We start from the raw sequence: 23,442 nt of genomic DNA, 5'->3' as shown, positions 1-23,442 counted from the left end.
CCCTCCCCAACCCCACCCTCCTAGGACGCTTTACAGGTTGTGCGGTGGGTCGCTGTGCGGTGGTTCGGTCACGTCGCAACGCCGGTGGGGCCTGTGCGGACGATCCTCAGCTGCTGCGCTAAGCTGTACCGGCTGCCGCGGGGGAAACCACGCGGGGGCGGGACGTGGCGCAGCTTGGTAGCGCACTTGACTGGGGGTCAAGGGGTCGTCGGTTCGAATCCGGCCGTCCCGACGCATCTGACCAGGGGATATGCCGACGGAGGCATATCCCCTGTGGTTGTTTCAGGGCTGTGTTGTCGCGCTGCTGTCGCATCCACGCACGGATCTTGCAGTGGCGCTCAGGCGGCTCGGGCGTCGGCCGCGTCGAGGGCCGCGCAGGTGGCGCTCACGCCGTCGGCGGCGGCGTCCCGGGTGAGGTGGCCGTAGATGTCGATGGTGGTGGCCACGTTCTTGTGGCGCAGCGTCTTGGACACCACGGCGATGGGCACCCCTTGGTTGATCATGATCGTGGCGGCGATGTGTCGCAGGTCGTGTACCCGAATTGCCGGAAGCCCGGCGTCGGCGGTGAGGTGGCGCAGGTGGTCGAGCACGTACTGCGGCCGTAGGGGTTGGCCATCGGGTCTGGCGAACACGAGGTCGAGATTGTCGTGATGGCGGGCGGTCGCCTGTTGCCGGCATTGGCTGCGGCGTTGCCGCTGCAACGCGTCGACGGCGCGGGTGGACAGGGCGACCCAGGCCCGGCTGCCGTGGGTCTTGGGCGCGTTCAACATGCTGCGGCTGTTGTCGACGCTGACCAACGTCCAGCGCACGAATAGTGCCCGCGCATCAAGGTCCACATCGGCCCAGTGCAGGCCCAGAGTCTCGCCTTTGCGCATCCCGGTGCAGACCATCAACTCGAAGAGGTCCGCGAGCGGATCCTCAACGGCGTGGCAGTGCCGCAGGAACGCGCTTGTCTGGCTGGTGCTCCAGCAGGTGAGCTCGGTTTCCGGCGGTCGGGGGATCATGGCGAAACGGGCGGCGTTGTGGGGCAGCCGGTGGTTGCGGCGGGCGTCGTTGAGCGCGCTCGACAGGGTCGTCACGCAGCGGCGCAGGGTGACCGGGCCGCGGCCGGCGGCGAGCTCACGCTGGATGAACTGGGTGACGTGGTCGTGGGTGAGCCGCTCCAAGGGCACGGCGCCGAGCGCGGGGATGAGGTCGTTGTGGATGTAGGCGGTGTAGCGGTTCACGGTGTTCGTCTTGAGGGCCGGGGACTTGGTCTCAAGCCAGCAGGTGAGGTAGCTGGCCACCGTCTCGCTGTCGTCGAGGCTGACACCGGCGCGCTCGCACTCAAGCACATGGGAGTGGGCCGCCGAGGCCGCCGCCTTGGTGGCGAAACCGGTACGGCGCATGGTGCTGCGCTTGTTCAGGCTCGGCAGGTCGACGGCGAACGCCCAGCCGCCGTGCCGCGCCTTGGACAGCTTGGGGCACCGGGGGCCGAGTAGTCGGCCGGTGCTGTCACGACAGGCGCAGCAGCGGTAGACGCGGCCCCGGTTCGGGTTCTGTCTCATGACGTCCTCCTCGGTAGAGGTGAGCTTCTGCCACCTCTACCGTTGCCCCGTTCGGCTGCGACAGCATCGCGACAACCCCGTATGTCCTCGAGCGAGGTTGGATCGATGACGTCCGTGTCACCGAGCACCACCCCGCAGCATCCCCAACCGGGTTGTTGCCCGACCCTGGCCCCGCGCCGAGCAGCACGGCATCTGTCAGCCGTCCATCGCTGCGACGAGCCGCCGGAGGCCGGCGTGTTCTCGGCGGGTCTCGTGGGTGATCCATTCCTTGCCTTCGGCAGCGATGCCCTCTAGCACGTGCAGGGTGCGATCGAGGCCCGAGGCGTCGAGGGAGACCTGGGAGGCGATGCGGTCGTCGTCGCCGAGTTCCGGCATTCCTGGCCATTCACCAGTGATCGTCAGCTCGTCCCGTGGGTTGTTCGTCAGGGTAAGGGAGAGTTTCTTCTCGCCGTTGCGGGCATCGACGACGTGCGCCGCTACGACCGAGTTGTACTGGTAGGTGAGACGCTGCTGATCGCCGAGTTCCATGGTTTCGAAGTCGAGGGTGACCGTGACCTGGCGGACGCCGTCCTTGGTGAGCAGGAAGAGGAGGAGTTTGTATCGGGAGTAGCGCCAGGGTCCCTTGCTGACCCGGGCACGCTTGCACCCGGGCACGGGCGCCTCGATGAAGGCGTGCGCTATGACATCCTGCGGGGCCACGCGGTAGTGCCGCAGCGTGTCCTCGACCAGGATCTTGCGGTCGCAGTCGAGCCATTGCGCCATCTGCGCGTCGGTCGGCTTCGATTCCAACTTGCGTACCCACCTGTCGTACGCCGCGCACCGGTCCTCGTAGTCGCGCCGGACCCGTTCTATGTCGTCTCGGTAGCGGTGGTCCTCGAGAAGGATCGCGAGCCAGCCCTGGATGGCGAGCCGGGCCCCGGCCACGATTCCGGCTGTCGCGATCACCGTCGTGAACGGCGCCTCGACGAGGGCCTGCCACAGCAGCAGCGGCCCGGAAATCACCAGGGCGAACACCGCGGTGCCGAAGGCGGTCCGCGTTGAGGATGGCACTCGGGAGTCCTCGGGATCTGCGGTCAGTTCACCGCTGTGCCATTGCCGTTTGACGTCGCTGGCGAGGAATCTCACGAGCCAGGCGACGCGCTTGGCGTCGACCGATTCTTCCCGGTATAGCTCGACCAGCTCGTTACGGAGGGTCTGCCGGATGCCCGCCGTCTCCGCCAGCCACGTCTCCCGGGCTATGTCCGCCGGCAGGTAACGCCCGAAGTAGCGGTCGAACAAGGAGTCCATCGCTGAGGCGAACCGGTCGGACTGCGTGGGAGCGCGCCGGGATGTGAAGGTGAGACGCTGGCGGGCTACCTGGCGTCGATGTCGAGCGAGCCTGATCGTGAATCCGGCCCGGACCGCGACGACGACGGCTCCAAGAGCCGCCATCAGGTATCCGGCGGAGCGAAGCCACGAGTGGGCCCAGGCGTGCTGGACCACCGCAAGGCCCGTGACGAGGAGCAGTGCCGAACCGCCGAGGGCGCGTAGATAGTCCGCCGCGTTGGTGCGGATCGGGTGCGGTGGAACCGGCCGGGGAGGAATCGGCTTGGGCTGGAAGAACTTCCAGACCCGCTCCACCCGGTCGTTGGCCGTCCTATTCCGCCGGGCGGTCGCGAATGTCTTCCGCCAGGTCCAGTCCTGGTGGGGGCCAGCCAGGAAGACCTCGAGTTGGTTGAGGATGCTTTCCTGCAGGGGCGGGTTGAGCGATTCGAACTCCTTGACCACCAGACCGATGGCGGCCGGGTCGGGAGTCTCCGCCGTGGTCTGCGGCAGCGAGTCCAGCAGCGAGCCGACGGCGTTGACGCCCCGAGCCCAGGGATCCTCGGAGTGCTGCGCCGCCCATCGGCGGACGTGTGCCAGTTGCGCGAGTTCCTGGTCCGTCAGGCTCTGCAGGGTACGACCGCTCAACAGTGCGAGCGCCAGATAGAAGTAGGCGCGTGAGTTCCGGTAGCCCCGGGTGATCGCTTTCCTGATTAGCTCTCTCGCCTCGGGTGGGGCGCTGATCTCCAGGTAGCGGAGGCCGACCTCGAACTGCCGCTCCGGCGGGTCGGCGTCGCTGACGTGGTAGCCGCCCTCGATGTGAACCTCCTGGGCCTGAAAGCCCACCCGGGCGTTGCCGTCCGCGACGTTGGTGAACGTCTTCTCCTGCGGTCCGGCGCTCATGCGAGATCCCGCAGAGCCGCCATGAGCCCCGCGACCCGTGTGGCCAGGTCCGTCCAGTCCAGCAGCAGGCTACGCAGCTTCCGCAGAGCTGTAGTCGCGCGGCTGCGTGCCTCGTCGTCGGCCGGGGGCACGTCGGCGGCGGCGGCGTCCATTTCCTGCTCCGCCGCGCGGTAGGTGACCGCGTCCACGTCGCCTGCCTCATGACACTTACGGAGCGAGGCGCGCAGGTCTGCGAGCTGGTCGTGGAATGTCTCCCCGCCCGCACCGCCCGGCGCGCCGTAGACGGTCGCGTGGTGAACGGTGTGTGCTTGAAATCCGACGTGAGCGTTGCCCTTGGCGATGTTCCTGACGGAGCCGGACATCGACGCATCACCTGCTTCCTTCCGAGGATGGCGAGGGGAGGGGCCATGCTGCGCCCCGAGTTCCTGGGCGAGCGCGAGGGCGAAGGCCGCGGCGTTGGCAGCGGCACGCGGCTGCCAGTTTTCGCCGTCGGTGTGGACCTTGGTCCCGTCGGCACGGTCGCTGATGCCGCGGACGACGACGGCTGGCAGAGAGCGGTTTAGGTGGGCGGCCTGGGCGACCCCGGCCGACTCCATCTCCACCGCCAACGCATCGTTGTAGTGGTCACGGATGCGCTTCGCCTCGGGCGAGGACGCCGAGTCGAGGACTACCTCCCCGGCGGCGATCGGGCCGAACCGCACCTGGGGGACTCCTCCGGCGAGGCCCCGCGCCCAGCCTCGCTCTCGCTCAAGATGCCGGGCGAGCTGATCACAGGCGTGGGGGATCTCCCACACGCGAGGTCGGGTGCGGAACGCGTCGCTCTCGCTGGTGCCGCCGTGATAGGCGTACACGTGGGTGGCCACGACGACGTCGCCGAGGCCGACGGAGGGCCAGAGCGCCCCGGCCACGCCGGCGAAGATGACCGCTTCCGGGTCGAACTCGGTCATGGCGCGTTCGGTGATGACGGCGGAGGGGTGGTTGCCCTTGCCGACGAGGCCGAGAATGATCTCACAGGAGCCTCCGGTCACGGTGCCACGCTCGAAGCGCGTGCCCATCGGGTGTACGTGCGGTTCGACCTCCGTGAGACGTTCGCGGACTGCGTTGTACTCGAGGTCCAGTGCGGTGAGCACGACTACGGGTTTAGTCATCTCTCGTCTCCTCCGGCTGCGACGGTCGGGACCGTGCGGATCATGGGCGGGTAGAGGTTCCGGCGCGGACCAGCGCGGTAGACGCGGGCCGGGCGGCCGGTGCCCGTGGCGCGGGGCGGACCGGCGGGGACTACAAAGCCCTTCGTGCCTTGGACCTTGCGGTAGAAGTTGCGGGGATCGAGCGGGGTGCCCCAGACGGCCTCATAGACCTGCTGCAGCTCTGTGAGGGTGAAGACCTCCGGGCAGAAGGCAGTCGCCAAGCCTGTGTGCTCCAGCTTGGAGCGGGCACGCTCCACCCCGTCGACGACGATGCGCAAGTGGTCGAAGGCGAGCGGTACCCGCGCGGCCAGTACATCGTCGACCGGCGTCCACTCAGCGGCTGCGGCGTCGGTTCCAAAGACGGGCTCGGGAAGGCGCGGCACGACAGCGAGGTGGGCGACGGAGACCACGCGTCCACGAGGGTCACGGTCGGGATCGCCGTATGTACCGAGCTGCTCCAGGTGCGGGATGTCGGTGAGCCCCGCCTCTTCCCGCAGCTCCCGACGGGCGGCGCTGAGGATGTCCTCGCGCTCATCGGCGAGGAACCCACCAGGCAGCGCTGCCCGCCCGATGAACGGCTCGATACCGCGCCGCACGAGAAGCAGGCTCAGACGACCACCGCGCAGGGTGAGGATCACAAGGTCGACGGCGAGCAGGATCAGGGGTGGTTCCCAGGTGTCTTCGGGCACTGCTCGACCATAGCTTTTTGTCGATACGACAAAAAGGGGTCGGTCCTGTCGTGAGGCCGACACTTCAAGTAGTGTCTCGATCACCAAGAGGTGCCATAAGTGAGGTGGTACCGCCATACGTGGTGGCGGTGGGATAAGGCTGGCTGAATGCGCCGCATGGCTGGGTAGCCATCTTCACGGATTCGGCGTAGCGCCTTACCACTTGCCGTGGATGGTCAGGGCTGGCACCATGCCGGTCATGATCGAAAGAATCGAGTCCTCCGTCCGCCGGTGAGCGTGACGACCGAGCCTGGATCGCTCGGACCCCAGATCGCCTGTTCGAATACGCACTGCGACTGCATCAGCAAGATCCGGACTCGCCCCTGCCGCGTGATGGCGAGCCCTACCCGGACGACGAACGCCACCGCTACCGGCGGCAGCGCCCGCAGACCCGGAAAGATCAGCGCCTCCGCGGGGTCGACGTTGCCGCCATCCTCGACATGCACTTCGGCAAGGCAGATGCGCCACCGAGCGAACTCGCCGACGCGTTCTGCGAGGTTGACGTGCCGATCCATCACAACGAGCACATCGCGGCGGCGGCGCTGCGCGCGCATCGGCAGCGGCTGCGGCAGACCGGCCGGTGGCTGGTGCGGCACAGCCCCGATCGATGCTCAACCACTGTTGGGCTGGCACTGCTCGCTACCGATTGGGCGGAGGAGGACATCCCGCTCATCCAAACCATCGGCCTGCTGTCGCATAGGTTCGGGCCGTTGGCCGCCGAGGCGCTGCGACGTTGGCGAGGAGGCGAAGAGGCGTTGTTGTGGCTGGCCCAGCGTGTTGCCGGTTGGGGACGGGTCTACGTCATCGAGGCGCTCTGCCAGCAGGGGGCATACGCCTCGCGTCGGTGGCTGCTGCGCCACGCCTGCGACGGCGACTACCTCAACGGCTACTTTGCCGGCCGCGTCGCCACTGCAGCTCACCTGCACGAAGCGATCACCGGGACTGAGACCGACGATGACCTGGTCGACCACACCGGTCGACTATTGAAGATAATGGCGGGCTGCGGTGGCATGGGCATGACCCTCGAGCACTATCCGCCGGCGCCCCATGTCCTCGCCGCGCACGTAGCTTGCCTCGACCGGCAGACACCGACCCTGAACAGGTACGTCGACGCCGCGATCATCACCGACCATCTGGCGAACAAGACTCCGGAGCAATCCGGATTCACGCAAGAACAGCGGGATCACCTCGTCCGGCAGTACCTGGCCGTGCTTGATCGACAGAACTGGTGTGACGCCGTTCGCGCCGGACATGATGCGGACAACGACTTCTTCGCCTGGTTCGCCAGCAACCCTGCGGCACGGCTGCATCTGCGAGCGTTCACTGAGATGACGGATAACGATCGATGAACGAGCGTTCGGTGGGGGAGGGTCGCTGGTGCCGTTCTCTAGCGCTTCTCCGCCGCCGGGCCGCCCGTGAGATCTCACGACCGTCTCACGGACGGCCCGCGACGGGCCGGTAGAGCCCGGCCTGCCTCGGACCGTCTCCTGCCGATGAGCTGAGTATTCGGCAGGAGACGGTATGGTCCGGCACCCGCCGGTAGACCTGCTAGTTCTGGGGGTCAAGGGGTCGTCGGTTCGAATCCGGCCGTCCCGACAGTGAGAGGGTTTCCACAGGCTCTGACCTGTGGAAACCCTCCTTTTCGTGTTCACGGTGGTTCGTCGAGGTCGAGCACGCCGCTTATCGACCACTTGACTCGACGGGTGACCGACATGGCTCTACTGGACCTCACCAAGCTCACCGCCGACCTGTCCTCGACCTGGGCGGGGTACCTGCGCGACTGGGACCGGACGCTGCGGGCGGGCAACTACCCGGAGACGACGCGGTACAACTACCTCCTCGCCGCGGCGCAACTGGCCCGCTACCTGGCCGAGCACTCGCCCGACCCCGATGCCGCTGACGCTGCGGAGGACCCCACCGAGGTGACCCGTGGGCATGCGGAGGCGTTTCAGGCGTGGATGATCGAGACCCGGTCGGCGTCGACTGCGCTGAACAAGCACAAAGGTCTGCAGCAGTTCTTCAAGTGGCTGCTGGTCGAGGAGGACATCGACCGCTCTTCGATGGATCGGGTCCGACAGCCCAAGACGCCACAGAAGCTGATCCCGATCATGCGGGACGAGGACACGAAGAAGCTCCTCGACGCCTGCAAGGGCAAGACCTTCCCGCACCTGCGCGACGAGGCCATCATCCGCCTGTACTACAACACCGGTGCGCGGCTGTCGGAGGTCGGCAACCTGCTGCTCGACGACGTCGACCTGAACACGGAGTCGGTTCATTACCACGGCAAGGGCGCCAAGGACCGGCGGGTGCGATTCGGGCCGAAGACGGCCCGGGCCATCAGCCGCTACCTACGGGCGCGGGGCAAGCACAAGGGTTCGGAGCTGCCGGATCTGTGGCTCGCCGACCGTGGCGGCCGGAGGTTGGCGGCCAACGGCATCAAGATTCGTCTGAAGCGGTTGGGCCTCGCCGCGGGCGTCGCGAACGTGCACGCCCACCGCTGGCGGCACAACTTCGCCCACGAGTGGAAGCGCGCCGGCGGGAACACCGGCGACCTGATGCTGCTGTTGGGCTGGACCTCGGAGGACATGCCCCGGCACTACGGCGCGAGTGCGGCGGCCGAACGCGCCCAGGAGATCCAGGTGCAACTGGGCATCGGGGAAGGGGTGTAGACGCCGGCAACACGGTCGGCCGGGCCGAGTCCCGGCTTGGCCGACCGCGTTGCTCTTGTCGTCGATCGGCGGACCTGAGTCGAGTCGGGCTGGGTGCTGCCCACTTGCCCCGGTACAGATTCCGGTACGTCTTGTCGTACAGAGCTACATCGGCTTCGCCGACCTACCGCCGATCGGCGGTGCGTGACGCCTGTAGGACCGGTCGACATCCGATTGGTGACATTGCGTAATGAGTGGCCAATCGGCGGCTCGGAGTTCGGATCTGTCGTGTTGAGTGTGTTCATGGAGCCCATGTAAACGCAGACAGCCGTCATCGCGGTATGTTCTCGCCCCCAGGTGGTTGCGAGACGGTGTGGCGTGATCGGAGCGTTTGAAATTGAGGCGGCCCAGATGGGTCTGCGCCGGTACTGGCTGGCCCGGGGCGAGCTGAACGGCGGGCCGTTCGGGGTAGCGGATGGCAACCTCGATGTCAGCTTCGCTCAGGCGCGGATGGTTGGTGTCGACTTCTCCGGGCTGAGGTTTTCCAGCTTCCTGGCGCATGACTCGGAGTTCGAACGCTGTGACTTTTCCCGGACCGCGTTCGGCGACGTCTTGTTCGGCGCTACCGGCTATGGCGGCGAGCGGTGGGACGAGCTGAGCTGGCCGGAGACGGTGTTCCGGGAGTGCGTCTTCGCTCGCACCCGCATCCCTCCGGAGGCTTACTTCGGCAACGTCCGATTTGAGCGCTGCGTGTTCGACGGTGCCCGCCTGCGCGACTTGACCTCTACACACAATGCACAGTTCGTTGGATGCGTCTTCCGCGGCAAGATCCAGGACGTCAACTTCTGGGGTACGACCACCGAGCGCAACGCGGCGCTCGGTCGAGACCGCAATGCCTTCAGCGACAACGACTTCACCGGCGCGGAACTGCTCGGTGTCGCGTTCCGACACATCCATCTTGACGCCCAGAGATTTCCGGGCCTGCCCGACTACGCCGTCCTCGACCGCATCGACCAGCGCGTGGAGGCCGCGCTGGCTGCTATGGCTGACTGGCCGGACGACGAGACCAGGACCAAGGCGGCGTGGTCCCTCCGATTCGGGGCCGACTGGGCTATCAAGTACAACGACGGGCACGCCCTGGTGTCTCGCAGCTGGGTCAGTCGCCGGCTGCCACCGGGCGTTCGTGACCAGATCTTCTGGATGCTCGTCAACTACACCGACGACCGGCAGTAAAGACCACGGCCGTCGGCTCCCGCCGACCGCGCCAGATCCCGCAACTGGACATACCGATCGGCTTCGTGCTCGTCCAGAAGCTCATCCTCGGCGTACTCGGCCAACCGCTCGTCGGTCACGCCAGCCAACGCCTGGGTGACCTCCAACCGAACCCGCGTCAGCCCTGGCCCTTCCGCTTCGACGGAGACAACGACATCGTCACCGAACTCGCTGGCATCCCGACCAGTTAGCTCGGCGACCCGACCGGCCAGCCCATCGATCCATCCCTTGCAGTCGACATACGGCGAGCCGGTACCCGCTGACCCCGCCGAGAGGTCGAGACGTTCCAGCTCCACGCTCGACGCCGCAAAGTAATCAACAAACACGCCCACGACATGCCAGGGTAGCGGCGCCGAACTGCAGCCGTGAGACACCGTCCGGTGGCGAGGCGCCCGAAACTCCGACGCGCACTCATCTGCCACTTCGGGTGAACTGGCGTAGTGGCTGCCAGTGACGCACGGTGATGCATCGCTGCCTCGCCTGCATCCGCTGCCGACGTTGTACCGGCCGATCACTTTCTTGTGCGCGCCGCGTTGCGGCCTTCCTGAGCCGCTACCCTGGGCAGATCTGTGTGGAGGGACAGTAAAACCTCGCCTCGATCCAGAGCACGAACGTGATTTCGCGCTGCCAGGGTTCGATGAGGTCGGCCGTAAGATTTGGGAGTGGCCGACTTGACTGACGCAGATGATTGACGTCCGGCATCCGTGAACAGTTGGGCGAGGTTGTTCGTCAGCCACTGTCAGTACGAGGTGTCCGCCGTGCCGGGCGCGTCCGGCATGGGGATCTACACCCTCGGCGACGGCCTGCTGCACGTCGTCGGGCCGTATCAGTTCACCGCCTTCTGCGGCATACATACCGGTTGGATCGAGGCGCGTGTCCGTGTCCTGCCCGGGCCTCCCACGGGAGTCGACGTCGGCTGGGACGCGATCAGTGAGGCAACCCTCTTCAGTCCCAGCGGCCGACTGTCGGTCGTCGGCCTGATGGGCGGCACTGCGGAAGCCCTCACCGACGTCGCTGTCCCGCGCGGGCTGATCCGGGTGCGCGTGCACGCGCGCGACCGTCTGCACGAGACCGTACGCACCGACGACGACCCGCCCGAGCAGCACGAGCTGCACGTCTGGGCGGTGCCCGAGGAGACGCCATGGCGCACAGTGCTGGCCGACCCGGGGAGCCGCGACTGGGAGCAGAAGCCGTCGAAGGCCGCTGAGTGGGGAATGCTGTCACTGGTTGCGCGCCCGTCTGGTCGTCCGGCGATCATGCCGCCGCTGCCACCTGACCCGTACGAGGACGACGCGGGCCTGTCCCGGGTGGCGGTGGTCCGCCACCGGCCCGCGCCGGCCGAGGTGCCTGTGGGAGTGCTGCCCGCCGGCGACCTGGAGGTCCGGCTGGAGCGGGTCGACGGCGAGACTCTCAGGTGGTCTTGGGCCACCGCCGACGAGCCGATCTTCCCTGATCCGCTGGCCACGCTGCCGGACAACGAGTCGAGTACCGTCCGGCTGACGTCCGGCCCCGACGGCTTCACGCTGCGGCACGAGGGGGTGCTGGGTCGGCACGCCTTCGCCCTCGGCCTGATTTGGGACCATCTGCTCGACGCCGCCGGGTCGTATTCGTGGGTGGAGACGTTGCGTGGGCAGGCGGCCGAGGCGACCGCGTTGGCCGAGAAGTACCGCCGCCTGCGGGCCGAGCGCGACGCCGAGCGGTGGGGAGGTGCTCCACCGTCGGATCGTGTCCGCGGGCTCTTCGGCCAGGCGCGGTCCCTGGCCCGTATCGACCGCGGGCTGCTCGACCGCATCGATGCGCTGCCCGCCGCCCGCCAGCGGGAGGCAGCCTGCTGGGCGGCCCGCCGCGCGATGCGGGTGGCCGGGCTGGAGCAGATCGGGTGGATCACCGACGCGCTCGCCACCGCCGACGCCAGCCGTCCGCTGCCCCGGTCCTTCACCGAACAGGGCGGCGCCGCCGCGTTCAACCGGCTCCTGTCCGATCCCGAGGTGCCCCACACCACCGTCACGCTGGACTTGGGTTCGAGAGCATTCGGCGAACGCCGTGTCGCCGAGGCGCTCCAGCAGGCCGCCGCGTTCCCCGCACTGATAGCCCTGGCGAATGACGATCCGTTGGCCGCTGCGATTGACGCCGTTTACAACGCGGCAATCGCCCACGGTGACGACCGCGACCGCTTCCTCACGGACGCCCACATCGCGTTGCGCTGAGCCTGGTTCGGCACGCGGAGGCGCAAGCCGGCATCCGAATGGGGCGGCCCCCCCGTTACCTAATGAATCCCGAACGGCCCGCCGAGGTCCGCGGGATGCCGCGCTGCGCCGCGGCGGCCGCCAACGCGGCGTGGAGGACCTGGCCGCCGAGCTGCAGCAGGCGCTGCGCCGTCCGCAACTGCGCCACCTGGCCGTCGTGGAGGAAGCCATGGGCACCCAGACGCTGGCACTGCTGGCAACGCTGAACGTCGAGCACGCCAGTTCCGACCAGCTTGCCGAGGCCGCCAGCACCCCGACCACGCGATCGTGACCAGCTTTCCCGGCCTGGCCGACGTGACGGCGCCCGCGTGCTGGCCGAGATCGGCGACGAACTCGCCCGGTTCGCTGATGCCCGTGCGTAGAAGGCCTATGCCGGCGCAGCTCCGGTCACCCGGCCTCTGGTCGCAGCATCTCCATCACCCACCGCAAGGTAAAAACGACCGGCTCGCCGCTCCGGGGTATTTGTGGGCCTTCGTCGCCGCCACCGACGCCGAGCCCGCCAAACAGCACTACCAACGCCAACGCGACCACGGGGACCGGCACCCCGCCGCGTTACGCAACCTGTTCAACCAGCTCCTCGGTTGTCTGCATCACTGCCTGGCGACCTGCCAGCGATACGACCCTGCCAAGGCATTCGAGGCGAGGCAAGACGCCGCCGCATGAATCACGACCAGCTCTGTTCCCTTCGCCAGGTCACGTACTCGTCGAAGATGTCAGCCAGGCCACCATGCTCTGTCCGTCGCTGCAGAAACTCGTCAAGCAGCCGAAACAGCGCTTCGACAGCTAACTGATTGAGCTCGATCTCCGTCTCAAGCTGCTCGCGTTGCGGTGGCCCATCCGGGAACGCCTGGTGCAGCACCAGCGCCTCCCAGATCAGGTTGTCTCCGCGCCCGCAGCGGGTCACCAGCCACTCCCTGAAGCCTGCAAGCAGCTGCCAGTCGTTGCCGGCCTCGCAGCCCCGGATAAAGACCGTGAAGTCGTGGAACGAGCCGTCCAGCGTGAACATCCCCGGCCGTCGATGCACGTCCGCGAAGAGCTTCCGGTAGTCCATTCCGCCATCCAACCAACCTCGCCAGTTGACCGTTGAGGAGATCGGAGGTCTTATTGATCGGCCCCAGCCGGGGACCCTCGGTCGCCCGGCCCGGTATGACTTCCTGCCCCTGTCGTTCGGCTGATTCGGGGTGTTGCCGCCGGGGCGGGTAACCTCGACGGACCGCTGATACGGACACGGCTACCCGTGTTGGGGTAGGTCTTTCGGTTGGCCGGTGGGTGAGGGTGGCGACGCATTCCACGTCCGACTGCCCTCGATCCGCTCCCCGAAACCGGTGCCCCCAGTCAAGCAGAGTCCGGTCACAAGCCCCTTCGGGGCCAGCGAGAGGAAGCGGTGGCAGGGTTCCTGGCCGGCCCCCCGGGAGAGTCACGGGGTGACCCTACTCGCCGAATTCGAAGCCGAAAGCCGTCCGCTTGCTCGCGGAGTGACATCCCAGCCGTCCGGATCTGCCACAAGAAGCTCGTGTGATGGACCTACGTTAGAGGCGCATGGCCGGCACACGGTTGTTGGCTGGCCGCCGCACCTGGTCGACGGTGCCGCCGCGCACACCGAGGCTGGCTCGCGCGGCGCGGTAGAAGCCGTCACGGGTCTCGTCGGCCCGCCGAACCAGTTCCGTTAGGTCGTTGGGCGGGTCCGGTAAGGACCGCGCGGCCTGCTCCAGAGCTCGCACCGCGTGACGCCATGCGGAGGCTGCCCTTATGGTGACCTCATCACCGAGCAGCAGGACTGCCTCCCACGTCAGCGTGTGCCGCACATCCGCCTCAGCCAACCGCGTCAACCCCTCCTCGCCGTCAAGTGCAGGGGTACGGGCGCCGGGCCGGTGGGCGCTGAGCATTCCCAGCGCCAGCAAGTGGATTTCCTTCACGGCACGCGTGAAATCGGCGTAGGCGTCCAGCCGCCGCTCGTCCCATCGCACCATTTGACTGCGCCGCCATCGAGCCCGTTCGGCCACTGTCGTGGCAATGATCGTGCCGACAGTGCCGACCACCACGCCGATCAGCGCCGCTACCTGCGGCATCATCGTCTCCAGCAGTCTCATCGACGTCCCCTCGCCGTGGTTGGGCTCAGCCCGTCAGCCGTGATTCGCACTATCGTCAGTTGCCATGCCGGCGGCGCCGGTTCACGAATCCGGTGACAGTAGACCCCTGCTTACTGTCGCGATTGTCTCTGTTCGAGGGGCCATGGTGGTCGACTGGCGTCACCGGCGCGCCGCGTCGGCCAGGCGTCGCTGCCGAGCCAGCCATCTCGTGGTCGTCGAGGTGCACGTCGTCGTCCCAGCCGGCGGTGTGGCGCCGCAGTTCACGGACGGTCACGGTGGGCAGCACGGATTCGTTGCGGCTTACCGCCCGGCAGGCTTCGAGCAGAGTTCTGCGGTCATGTCACGGGGGAGCACTGCGGTAGCGCCGGCCCGGACGGCGCGTGTGCGGCGGCCGATCTGGCCGCTGTGCGACGATCCGGGCCGCCGGACGGGACCGGCCGAGGCCGCTGGACTGCTGGCGTCACGCGCCCGTTCATTCCATCTTCGGAGGCGGTGTCTTGCCCCGTTGTGGCGCCGTCTTCAGGTGGCAGGATGATGCCACTCCTTGAGCCGGCGCGCGGGGATGTCGCCGGCCGACGGCCAGAGTTGTATCCGCCACCTGTCGCCGGGGGTGATCGAGCCGGGCCAACCGCGGTTGACGAACCCCCGACCCGATATTCGGGCGGCATACCGACCGCTCGGCACCTCGAAGTTGGCGACGGCGTCCGTCGGGCTGAAGTAGCGAAGCCCTTCATCGACGACCAGGAAGCTGGCCTCGAAGACCTCCTCCCAATCCTCGTGATCGTCAAGCGGCCGGTCGTCCCACACCTCCAGACGGAACGGCATCTCGACGTTGTTCTGGTGAGGGGAGATGACGATGACCCCGTGGTCGTCTGCCGCGACGCCTGGGCCATTGATCGCTTGTTCGAGCAGGGACATGTAGTCGGCATCGGGCGATGGATTACCGCAGAGGCAGAACTGCCCGTAGTCGAGCCGAACGGCTTTCTCCTCGACCCGCCGCGGTGCTGGCGCGCTCACGTAGGGCATTCTGCCCGACCAGCGGTGCAGGGCCGCGCGTCCTTTTTGGCTGAAATCCGCTTGTGCGTCTGCGATGCCTCGGCTCAGCCTGACAGGACGGCGCCGCCGCCCGCGCTGTGATAGGGGCCCGTGGACAGCCGATCGGGGAGCTCTTTGCCATGCCGATCCATTAAGTCACGCTACCTGCCTATGCACTCGGATCGGTACGCCGACGGCGGGACTTGCGGGACAGTTCCGCCAGCTGCAACATGTATACCGTCCTGGCGTGTCGTGCCATTTCCGCGCGTACATCTGGATCGAACAGGCCCTCGGGATCGACCTGTCGTTCGAAGCGATCGAGGAAACCCTTAGTCCCGGCTGCCGTGCGGGCGCGGCGGTCGGTTGTTTTGGCCCAGGATGTGTGGGCGGCTATGCGTGCCCGGCGTCGACGCTGCTCCGGTGTCAGCCCCGTCGACCCGGCTGTCCGTTCGTCGGGTTCAGACACGTTCACCGATCCCGACACGGGATTGGCTTTCCTGGGCGCGTTCGGCGGCTGCGCTGGCGCCGTAGTGCCGGGGCATGTCGTCTGAGGTCCAACCGAGCAGCAGCATCAGGTCGCCCGTGTCGCCGCCGGCGCGCTTCCACTCGTGGGCGAAGTTGTGACGCCAACGGTGAGCGTGGACGTTCGCGACGCCGGCGCGCCGGCCGCGACGTTTCAGCATGAGCTTGATGCCGTTGGCCGCAAGTGCCCGTGTGCCTCGGTCCGCGAGCCAGAGCTCGGCAAGGAGTGACCCTTTGTGCTGGGACCGCGTTCGGAGGTAGCGGCTCATGGCCCGAGCGGTCTTGGGTCCCAGCCGTACCCGGCGGTCCTTGGCGCCCTTGCCGTGGTAGCGGACAGTGTCCGTGTCGGCGAGGCTTGGCGCGCCAGCTTACGTCGCTGCGGACCGAAGGTCTTCCTGGAGTCGAGCGAGGTATTGCAGTGGAGGCGCCGACGGCACTGGGTCACCCTTGTGCGCGAGGGTCTCAACGCCGTCGCTGTCCAGAGGTTCGTTGATGGCGTCGAGAACGCCGAACGCCGAGCTGGCGTCGATGGCGCCAAGCCGTCCCCACTCGGTCATGGCGGGCACCCTTCGGCCGACGCCCGCACGCCGCTCGGTTGACCTGCTGTCGTGGATCAGCGCGCTCGTGGGCGCTATCGAGCGACTGTAGCTGCAAGGACGGCGCCGCCGCCGTGGCGTGCGCGGCGCCGTCCTACCCGCTGCGGGCGAAAGCGTGTGCGATTACAACAAGCAGGGACACCCTGCACTTCGCGGACCTGGTCTTCAACCCGGACAACGACCACCGCCCTGACGTGCTGATCACCGACCAGGGCTCGTACTCCGACATCGTGTTCGCGATCGTGACCCTGCTCGGGTTCGACTACCGGCCGGTGCTGGCCGACCTGCCCGACGCAAAGCTGTGGCGGATCAACCGGGGCGCGGACTACGCCGCCCTGGACCGGGCCGCCCGCGGCACCATCGACCTCGATCGCATCGCCCGGCACTGGCCTGACATCCTGCGGGTCATCTGCTCGATCTACACCCGGACCGTGGCCGCCCATGAGGTGATCCGGATGCTACAACGCGACGGGCGAGCCACTCAGCTCGGCGAGGCGTTCGCCGCCTACGGGCGGATCTTCAGAACGCTGCACGTGCTGACCTTCGTCGACGACCCTGCCTACCGGCGGGAGACCAAGGCGATGCGCAACCTCAACGAGGGCCGCCACGACCTGGCCACGGCACATCTTCCACGGCCGCCGCGTCGAGCTGCACCGCGCCTACCGCGGCGGGCAGGAGAACCAACTCGGCGCCCTCGGCCTCGTGCTCAACTGCGTCACCCTGTGGAACACCGTCTACCTGGACCGGGCCCTCACTGAGCTGCGCCAGCAGGGCTACCCGGTCCTCGACGACGACGTGGCCCGGCTGTCGGCGTACGTACGCCGGCACATCAACGTCCACGGCCACTACTCGTTCCGGCTACCCGTCCTTGGCGGCGCCTGGCGGGATCTGCGCGACCCCGACCACACCGACCCCGACGACGGCTGACAGGCCGCAACGCAGGCAGGTGAATGGATGGCCATGTGCGGCGAGCCAGTCGGTGTCGCGGAGGCGACCCAATGCGGGGATCCCCAGGCCGGTGTGACGGTTGATGATGGTGGGGTGACAGGACGTGGCTGGAAGATCGTCGTGTGGGTGGCTGGGATCGTCGCAGGGCTCACCGTGACTGGCGTCGGAGTGTTCTTCGGCGTCACCGGCGTCGAGGACGCCAACCGATGGTCGGGTGTGCTCGGGTTCTTCGTCGGTGTGCTCGGCCTGGCGGTGGCGATCTACAGCGCCGCGCTGACCCGCCGGTCCCTGACCCCTCCGACCGCGCCGCCGCCGAGCGGCGGCAGGACCGTGGACAATACGATCAGCGGGGGCACCTTCCATCAGCCGGCGGTACAGGCCCGCGACATCATCGGTCTGTCGATCGGTTCGCCGGCACCACCAGCCGGCCCGCCCCCGACCCAGCAAGCCGGTGCCGGCGACGTGCGAAACACGATTAGCGGGGGCACCTTCTACCAGCCGGCCGTACAGGCCCGCGACATCACCGGCTTGTCTTCGGCACAGCCCGGTACCGGTACCGGCCCGGTACCAGGTGCCGGACCGACGACATGAACATCAAGGACGAGTCGGCGGTGTCGAACACCATCACCGGTGGTGTGTTCTTCAACCATGTGGTGCAAGGCCACACCATCACCGTGGTGCTGCCGCCCACAGTGGAGCCGGCGCTGTCCGGATTACCGCCCGCATCGGTGACGTTCACCGGCCGGGACGAGCAGGTCCGCCTGCTGATGCAGGCTCTAGCCCCTCACGGCGAGAGCGGACCAGTGCTGGTATCCGCGGTGGCGGGGCTGGCCGGGATCGGTAAGACCGAACTGGTCGTCCAGACCGCCAGCCGGGCGGCGAAGGAGACCGGCTGGTTCCCTGGCGGTGTCCTGTTCGTCGATATGTTCGGCTACGACCCACAACGGCGCGTGGCCGCCGAAGCAGCCCTGCTCAGGCTATTGCAGGCACTTGGGCTGCCAGGCGAGAACATCCCCGCCACAGAGGCTGACCGGAGCCGGCTGTTCCGCAGCTTGCTCGCCGCGTTCGCCAGGCAGGGTCGGCGGATCCTGCTCGTGATCGACAACGTTGCTACCGCCGACCAGGTCGTTCCGCTGCTGCCCAGCGACGGGGACACCGCTGTGTTGATCACATCGCGGCATACCTTGGACGTCGGCGCCCGCCTGCACGATCTGGACGTGCTGGACCGGGCGGCGTCTGTGCATATGCTGGCCGAAGCGCTGCATCAGGCGCGGGGTCCGGAAGACACCCGGATCCACGATCAGGCCGACGCCGCCACACGGGTCGCCGACCTGTGTGCGGGACTGCCCTTGGCGTTACGCATCGCCGCGGCGCTGCTGGCAGACCACCCCACCCGGCCAGTAGCCTCCCTGGCCCAGGCCCTGGAAGCCGAGCACACCCGCCTGGACCAGCTCAGCCGCGAGGACCGGGCCGTACGGGCCGCGTTCGATCTGTCCTACCAGAACCTCAGCGACCCGCAAGCCACCCTGTTCCGGCTGCTGCCGATCAATCCCGGCCCCGACCTCGGCACCGAGGCCGCCGCTCACCTCGCCGGCCTCGACCCGCAAGCCACCGAGCAGATCCTGCAAGACCTGGCCCGCGCCCACCTCATCGAGGCCGGCCACACTTGGGGACGGTGGCGACTCCACGACCTGGTCCGCCTGTACGCCGGCGAGCACCCTGACACTGCTCCCGACCAAAGGGAACGTGCCGGCGTCCGCCTGCTGGAGCACTACCGCACCACCACCCGGGACGCCAACACTCACATACAGCCAGGACCCGCCCCAGTGTCTCCCCGATTTGGCGACCGCACCGTCGCGCTGGCCTGGCTCGACGACGAACGCCCCAACCTGCTCGCCGCCTGCGCCAGCGCGGCCGCGACGGGACATCCCGACATCAGCACCGACCTTGCGTCCGAACTCAGCCAGTTTCTCAACTTCCGCCGCTTCTTCGATGACTGGATCGAGATCACCGGCACTGCCATCCAGATCTTTCGCGAGACCGGTGACCGGCACAGTGAAGGCAGCGCGCTGAACAACCTCGGTGTGGCGCTGCTACAGGTAAGGCGGTTCGACGAAGCGATCACCATCCACCTGGGAGCCATCGCCGTCGTCCGCGAGGTAGGTGACCGGAACGGTGAAGGGATTGTGCTGGGCAACTTAGGCCTGGCCCTGAAGGAAGTCCGGCGTTTCGACGAGGCGATCAGTGCTCAGCAGCAGGCTGCCACGATCTTCCGGGAAACCGGCGACCGGCACAGCGAAGGGCGGACGCTGTGCCACCTCGGCGAAGCCCTGCGGGAGACTCGGCGTTTCGACGAGGCGATCAGTGCTCAGCAGCAGGCTGCCACGATCTTCCGGGAAACCGGCGACCGACACGGCGAAGGGCGGACGCTGGGCAACCTCGGCTTGGCTCTGATGGAAGTCCGACGCTTTGACGAGGCGATCATCGCCCATCAGCAGGATCTTGCGATCTGCAAGGTGGCTAAAGACCGACACGGCGAAGGCCGGGCGCTGGGCAACCTCGGCGCGTCCCTGCAAGGGGTCGGGCGTTTTGACGAGGCGATCAGTGCTCAGCGGCAGGCTGTGACCATCTTTCGCGAGATCGGCGACCGACACGGCGAAGGCTGGGCGCTGGATACTCTCGGCGCGTCCCTGCCAGGGGTCGGGCGTCTTGACGAGGCGATCACCGCCCACCAACAGGCCCTGGAGATCTTTCGCGAGATCGGCGACCGACACGGCGAAGGACGCACACTGGGCAACCTCGGCGAGGCCCTGCAAGGGGTCGGGCGTTTTGACGAGGCGATCAGTGCTCAGCGGCAGGCTGCGACCATCTCCCGCGAGATCGGCGACCGACACGGCGAAGGCTGGGCGCTGGGCAACCTCGGCGCGACTCTGGGAAGGGTTGGGCGTTTCGACGAGGTCCGTAGCAATTGGAAACGGGCTATCGAAGCGTTTACCGACAGCGGCGATCGGGACACTGCGGCCTTGCTTACCCGTTGGCTAGACAAGTTGCCACCGGACACACGCTGATCTACTTCCGGTCAGCCCTGCCTGCTCGCGCTGCGCGGTGAGCGCGCCGGCGAACTGAGCACGGTCGACGATCCGCGCCGGGTCCGGCTCGTGGTTGCCTTCGGCCATCCAAACCCCCACCCACCCTTTGTGATCGCCACGTTACCTAAAGCCACATCGATGCGCGAGGGTGCAGCCCTCGGCAGCACTCAACGATCGACCAGCATCGCGATCCGCGGCAGGCCGTTGGGGCCTGGTCCGCCGCGGATCGCGACTGCGAGACGCAGGCCAGGATGCCTTCGACGCGCTCGGCGGCACGCCGCGAGCGGTTCCACCGCTGTTCACCGACCGCAGGTCGCAACCGGCCGTATGACTGGCGCAGGAGGTCACCTTGGTCGCCGACGGGCACCGGAGTTCGGAATGGGACGTAGGTTCGACCTGCCAGTGTCCTGACTTGACATATGGTCGGTCTCGACCTGGTGGACTCTCAGTCCGACTGTCCGTCGATGTGCGGTAGGGATGTGTCGAGCAGTCGACGTGCGAGTCGATGAGTTTCGTGGGTCATTGGCGCTACCGGGTATCCAACAGCGGCCAGTGGCTGGACTTATGATTAGCGAGCGGCGGACAGGAATTGGGCCTGGGCCTGCCGGAGGCTGCTGAGGTCGTTGGGTACGGGCATGACCCCGTAGCGGTCGAAGGCGTCAACGCTCGCTCCAAGCGACGGCGGCGAGTGCCGCTGCCACTCGGCCAGCGGCACGCTCGAAGCAGTCAGGCGTAGTGGCTCGGCGAGCCGGCCGAACTCCACCTGCTGCCACTCGCGCAGCTTGTTACCACGCCGCGCGGAGGCCATCAGCGAGGCAGCGACCTCGGTGGTCGTGGCCGTCTGCCGTTGGGCCACGTCGCCGTTCATGATCGAGTGCCGGCCCAGCGGCAGTGCGGCTTGGTGGCCGTACCGTTCGCCGACGACCTGCGAGACGTGTCGGCAGGTCTCGCAGGCCAGCCAGCCGATAGCCGGAGCGCCGTTGGATGACGCTGCGGACGATCTCATGCTGATCGGCGTCGCTGTGTGGTGATGTGGAGCTGGCAGCGGTTCGGCTAACCCGGACGTGACCTCGATGGGGTGCTTGGCAAGCGGTGTCAGCGGCTCGTCGTCCCTGGACGTCTGCGGAGTTGTTCAGGCTGTCGGGCAGAGTTGCATCGGTCGGCCGTGTTGTGGTCGGCGGGGTCGACGGCGCAAAGCCTCAGGACCGCGAGGGCGGCCAGAGCGAGGTGGTGAGATCGCCTGCCGTGCCCGCTCATCGATATGAGGCGGGCACGCTGTCGGTGCCCTCTGGCAGGATGGCGTCCGGTCCTGTCGTGGGCGAGTAGGAGTGGCACCGGTGAAGGCAGATGCGCTGAGTCCTCGTCAGTTGTTCGACGGCAAGATGCACTACGAGATCCCGCCGTTCCAGCGGCCGTATGTCTGGAACGAAGAAGATCAGTGGGCGCCTCTCTGGGCCGACGTCGTTCGGGTTGCAGAGAGTCGTGTAGTCGCCGCTGGCGCTGAGCCGGCCGTGCCACACCACTTCATGGGGGCGGTTGTCTACGAGTCGAAGCCCCCGGTCGTCGGGGATGTCACTCGACACATGGTGATCGACGGGCAGCAGCGCATGACCACGATCCAACTGATGATCGATGCCGTCCAGGCGGCAGTCGCCGAGCGTGGGCACGACCTCCTCGCTGAAGACCTCGAGGAACTTATTTTCAACCGCTCATCGGCCTTCAAAGGCAAGCCCGAGCGCTTCAAGCTGTGGCCGTCCAAGCATGACCGACCTGCTTTCGCCCAAGCGATGGATCCCAAGCCCGGCTGGGAGGGGGAGCACCGGATCATCTCTGCCCACGAGTTCTTCTCCAACGAGGCTCACGCCTGGCTCACCGGAACGCCCGACGACGATGGCAACACCCCGCCGGGATCGGAACAGGCGCGTGCGGCGGCGCTGTCGGCAACGCTGAGGGATGGGCTTTACATCGTCGCGATCAATCTTACGGGCCACGACGACTCCCAACTGATCTTCGAGACACTCAATGACCGAGGGACCCCGCTTCTCAAGGCTGACCTGATCAAGAACTGGGTGTTCCAGCGGGGCGTGAAGGCCGGCGCCGACGTCGAGGACTGGTCGGAGACACACTGGGTCGACTTCGACGATGACTGGTGGCGGGCCGAGATCGTCCAAGGCCGTCACCAGCGCTCCCGCATCGACATCTTCGTGCAGTACTGGCTCACCATGCGGTTGCGAGACGAGGTGAAGACCGAGCAGGTATTCCGGGTGTTCACTGAGCACGCCGGGCCCTCCATGTCCGGCCCTGAAGACGCCGATAAGTTTTTGAGCGAGTTCCGTAAGGACGCTGACACCTATCGCGCCTTGGCGAATCTCCCGGAGGACACGGTCCAGGGGTCGTTCTACTCCCGGGTCATCGAAACGATGGGCCTGGCCGCGACCAGCCCGCTACTGCTGTGGCTGTTGTCGGACAACCACAAGGTGCCCGAGAAGCAGATAGAGATCGCCCTCGGGGCGCTGGAGAGCTGGGTCATGCGCCGGACGTTGCTTCGGATGACCATGAAGGACGTCAACAAGACAATGGTCTCCATCCTCAAGCTCCTCGACCGCTCGCCGATCGACACGGCGGGCGACGCCGTCCGGAACTTCCTGGCCGCTCAACGGGCAGACGCACGTCTGTGGCCGACCGACGCGACGATGAAGGCCGAGCTTCCCTCGCTCAAGCTTTACGGATACCTCCGTCAAACGCGCTTGCGCGTCGTCCTAGAGGCGGTTGAAAAGAAGCTTCGCACCAAGTACCACGAGAACATTGCACTCCCGGCCAAGCTCGAGATCGAACACGTCATGCCCCAATCGTGGCAGACTCACTGGAACCCCGAGCCGAGGCTCACGCCTGAGCAGGCGGCTGACCGTAACCGACGCATCCAGACTCTTGGCAACCTCACCCTAGTGGCGAAGAGCCTCAACGGCGCCCTGTCGAATCGGCCGTGGACTGACACGGAGGCTGTGGGCATGGCCTCCGGTGGTGAGGCCGGCTTGGGCAAGCGCAGCCTGCTGGAGAAGTACAGCCTGCTGGTGCTGTCGAGGGATTTGATCAAGGACCATCCCGACGCCTGGAGCGACGAGGATATCGAGGCGCGGGCAGCGGAGCTGACTGATCACATCTGCGCGGTGTGGACCGGTCCGCCCGCTGGCCCGCAGGCAGGGGAGACGATCCAGCACAACGGGTCGTCGGTACCTTCCCAGTGGACCCGGGGTGAAGTGCCAGCGAACGCCACCCACGACTTGGCCTGACTCGGCCCGGGGCTGTTCCCATCGCAGCAGGCGCTGATC

Annotated in this window: 21 protein-coding genes, 1 tRNA gene and 1 pseudogene; 12 read left to right on the top strand and 11 right to left on the bottom strand. The window is 67.2% G+C overall.

Going from position 1 to position 23,442, the window contains the following annotated elements; translation table 11 throughout:
* Positions 1-158 precede the first annotated feature (158 nt).
* Positions 159-232, top strand: a tRNA-Pro gene (locus AB0J33_RS27135).
* A 106-nt stretch (positions 233-338) separates the two neighbouring features.
* On the opposite strand, the gene AB0J33_RS27130 is transcribed toward AB0J33_RS27135, so the two are convergent.
* The 5 genes from AB0J33_RS27130 to AB0J33_RS27110 all read right to left on the bottom strand — a co-directional run bounded on the left by AB0J33_RS27130 (position 339) and on the right by AB0J33_RS27110 (position 6,113).
* Positions 339-1,547, bottom strand: coding sequence for a tyrosine-type recombinase/integrase (locus AB0J33_RS27130; protein WP_363617252.1), 1,209 nt, complete (start codon positions 1,545-1,547; stop codon positions 339-341).
* Positions 1,548-1,742: 195 nt separating this feature from the next.
* Positions 1,743-3,752: a hypothetical protein gene (locus AB0J33_RS27125; RefSeq protein WP_363617250.1), complete on the bottom strand. Its 2,010-nt coding sequence runs from the start codon at positions 3,750-3,752 to the stop codon at positions 1,743-1,745.
* Positions 3,749-4,900 (bottom strand): 5'-methylthioadenosine/S-adenosylhomocysteine nucleosidase, encoded by a 1,152-nt coding sequence (locus tag AB0J33_RS27120; protein ID WP_363617248.1) that lies wholly within the window; start codon positions 4,898-4,900, stop codon positions 3,749-3,751. Before AB0J33_RS27120 ends, AB0J33_RS27125 begins: the two co-directional genes overlap by 4 nt.
* A complete protein-coding gene (locus tag AB0J33_RS27115) occupies positions 4,897-5,628 on the bottom strand; it encodes an NUDIX domain-containing protein (protein WP_354859420.1) in 732 nt (243 codons plus the stop codon). The genes AB0J33_RS27120 and AB0J33_RS27115 overlap by 4 nt, the downstream gene beginning before the upstream one ends.
* Positions 5,629-5,864: 236 nt before the next feature.
* On the bottom strand, positions 5,865-6,113 hold the full coding sequence (locus AB0J33_RS27110; RefSeq protein ID WP_363617246.1) for a hypothetical protein: 249 nt from the start codon (positions 6,111-6,113) through the stop codon (positions 5,865-5,867).
* On the opposite strand from AB0J33_RS27110, the gene AB0J33_RS27105 reads away from it, so the two are divergent.
* The 3 genes from AB0J33_RS27105 (at position 6,108) to AB0J33_RS27095 (ending at position 9,548) form a co-directional block, all read left to right on the top strand.
* The gene (locus AB0J33_RS27105; protein WP_363617244.1) at positions 6,108-7,016 is read left to right on the top strand and encodes a hypothetical protein; all 909 of its coding nucleotides are present in this window, start codon (positions 6,108-6,110) and stop codon (positions 7,014-7,016) included. The two genes, AB0J33_RS27110 and AB0J33_RS27105, sit on opposite strands and share 6 nt — an antisense overlap.
* 363 nt (positions 7,017-7,379) lie before the next feature.
* Positions 7,380-8,336, top strand: a complete 957-nt coding sequence (locus AB0J33_RS27100) for a tyrosine-type recombinase/integrase (RefSeq protein ID WP_363617242.1) — start codon at positions 7,380-7,382, stop codon at positions 8,334-8,336.
* A gap of 357 nt (positions 8,337-8,693) precedes the next feature.
* Complete coding sequence (locus AB0J33_RS27095) at positions 8,694-9,548, top strand: hypothetical protein (protein ID WP_363617240.1); 855 nt, start codon at positions 8,694-8,696, stop codon at positions 9,546-9,548.
* Here AB0J33_RS27095 and AB0J33_RS27090 read toward each other — a convergent pair.
* Positions 9,527-9,919: a hypothetical protein gene (locus AB0J33_RS27090; RefSeq protein WP_363617238.1), complete on the bottom strand. Its 393-nt coding sequence runs from the start codon at positions 9,917-9,919 to the stop codon at positions 9,527-9,529. The two genes, AB0J33_RS27095 and AB0J33_RS27090, sit on opposite strands and share 22 nt — an antisense overlap.
* A 426-nt stretch (positions 9,920-10,345) precedes the next feature.
* Here AB0J33_RS27090 and AB0J33_RS27085 point away from each other — a divergent pair, with 426 nt between their 5' ends.
* The 3 genes from AB0J33_RS27085 (at position 10,346) to AB0J33_RS27075 (ending at position 12,496) form a co-directional block, all read left to right on the top strand.
* A complete protein-coding gene (locus AB0J33_RS27085) occupies positions 10,346-11,794 on the top strand; it encodes a hypothetical protein (RefSeq protein ID WP_363617236.1) in 1,449 nt (482 codons plus the stop codon).
* Positions 11,795-11,924: 130 nt separating this feature from the next.
* Positions 11,925-12,104, top strand: a complete 180-nt coding sequence (locus tag AB0J33_RS27080) for a hypothetical protein (RefSeq protein WP_363617234.1) — start codon at positions 11,925-11,927, stop codon at positions 12,102-12,104.
* Entirely contained in the window at positions 12,101-12,496 is a 396-nt protein-coding gene (locus AB0J33_RS27075) for a hypothetical protein (RefSeq protein WP_363617232.1), read from the top strand. Before AB0J33_RS27080 ends, AB0J33_RS27075 begins: the two co-directional genes overlap by 4 nt.
* A gap of 1 nt (position 12,497) precedes the next feature.
* Here the strand turns inward: AB0J33_RS27075 and AB0J33_RS27070 are convergent, their stop codons facing one another.
* The 4 genes and pseudogenes from AB0J33_RS27070 to AB0J33_RS27055 all read right to left on the bottom strand — a co-directional run.
* Positions 12,498-12,884 (bottom strand): hypothetical protein, encoded by a 387-nt coding sequence (locus tag AB0J33_RS27070; RefSeq protein ID WP_363617230.1) that lies wholly within the window; start codon positions 12,882-12,884, stop codon positions 12,498-12,500.
* 478 nt (positions 12,885-13,362) lie between these two features.
* Positions 13,363-13,923 carry a hypothetical protein gene (locus tag AB0J33_RS27065; RefSeq protein WP_363617228.1) on the bottom strand — a complete coding sequence of 187 codons (561 nt, stop codon included), beginning with the start codon at positions 13,921-13,923 and terminating at the stop codon, positions 13,363-13,365.
* Positions 13,924-14,442: 519 nt separating this feature from the next.
* Positions 14,443-14,949 carry a hypothetical protein gene (locus AB0J33_RS27060; RefSeq protein WP_363617226.1) on the bottom strand — a complete coding sequence of 169 codons (507 nt, stop codon included), beginning with the start codon at positions 14,947-14,949 and terminating at the stop codon, positions 14,443-14,445.
* 467 nt (positions 14,950-15,416) lie between these two features.
* Positions 15,417-15,797: pseudogene (locus AB0J33_RS27055) on the bottom strand (site-specific integrase); the annotation flags it as partial.
* A gap of 353 nt (positions 15,798-16,150) precedes the next feature.
* Here AB0J33_RS27055 and AB0J33_RS27050 point away from each other — a divergent pair.
* From AB0J33_RS27050 to AB0J33_RS27035, 4 genes are read left to right on the top strand one after another with little or no spacing between them, the layout of a single operon-like run.
* Entirely contained in the window at positions 16,151-16,834 is a 684-nt protein-coding gene (locus AB0J33_RS27050; RefSeq protein ID WP_363617224.1) for a Tn3 family transposase, read from the top strand.
* Entirely contained in the window at positions 16,725-17,003 is a 279-nt protein-coding gene (locus AB0J33_RS27045) for a Tn3 family transposase (RefSeq protein ID WP_363617304.1), read from the top strand. Before AB0J33_RS27050 ends, AB0J33_RS27045 begins: the two co-directional genes overlap by 110 nt.
* Positions 17,004-17,030: 27 nt before the next feature.
* Positions 17,031-17,615 carry a hypothetical protein gene (locus AB0J33_RS27040; protein ID WP_363617222.1) on the top strand — a complete coding sequence of 195 codons (585 nt, stop codon included), beginning with the start codon at positions 17,031-17,033 and terminating at the stop codon, positions 17,613-17,615.
* Positions 17,612-20,092 (top strand): tetratricopeptide repeat protein, encoded by a 2,481-nt coding sequence (locus AB0J33_RS27035; protein WP_363617219.1) that lies wholly within the window; start codon positions 17,612-17,614, stop codon positions 20,090-20,092. The genes AB0J33_RS27040 and AB0J33_RS27035 overlap by 4 nt, the downstream gene beginning before the upstream one ends.
* A 589-nt stretch (positions 20,093-20,681) precedes the next feature.
* Here the strand turns inward: AB0J33_RS27035 and AB0J33_RS27030 are convergent.
* Positions 20,682-21,119: a hypothetical protein gene (locus AB0J33_RS27030; protein WP_363617216.1), complete on the bottom strand. Its 438-nt coding sequence runs from the start codon at positions 21,117-21,119 to the stop codon at positions 20,682-20,684.
* Positions 21,120-21,450: 331 nt separating this feature from the next.
* On the opposite strand from AB0J33_RS27030, the gene AB0J33_RS27025 reads away from it, so the two are divergent.
* Entirely contained in the window at positions 21,451-23,403 is a 1,953-nt protein-coding gene (locus AB0J33_RS27025) for a DUF262 domain-containing HNH endonuclease family protein (RefSeq protein WP_363617214.1), read from the top strand.
* Positions 23,404-23,442: the final 39 nt, after the last annotated feature.

It is taken from the genome of Micromonospora sp. NPDC049645 (genome assembly GCF_040675155.1).
Taxonomy (GTDB): domain Bacteria; phylum Actinomycetota; class Actinomycetes; order Mycobacteriales; family Micromonosporaceae; genus Micromonospora.
Note: the sequence above shows the minus strand (reverse complement) of the source record. Positions and strands in the feature narration are given on the sequence as shown.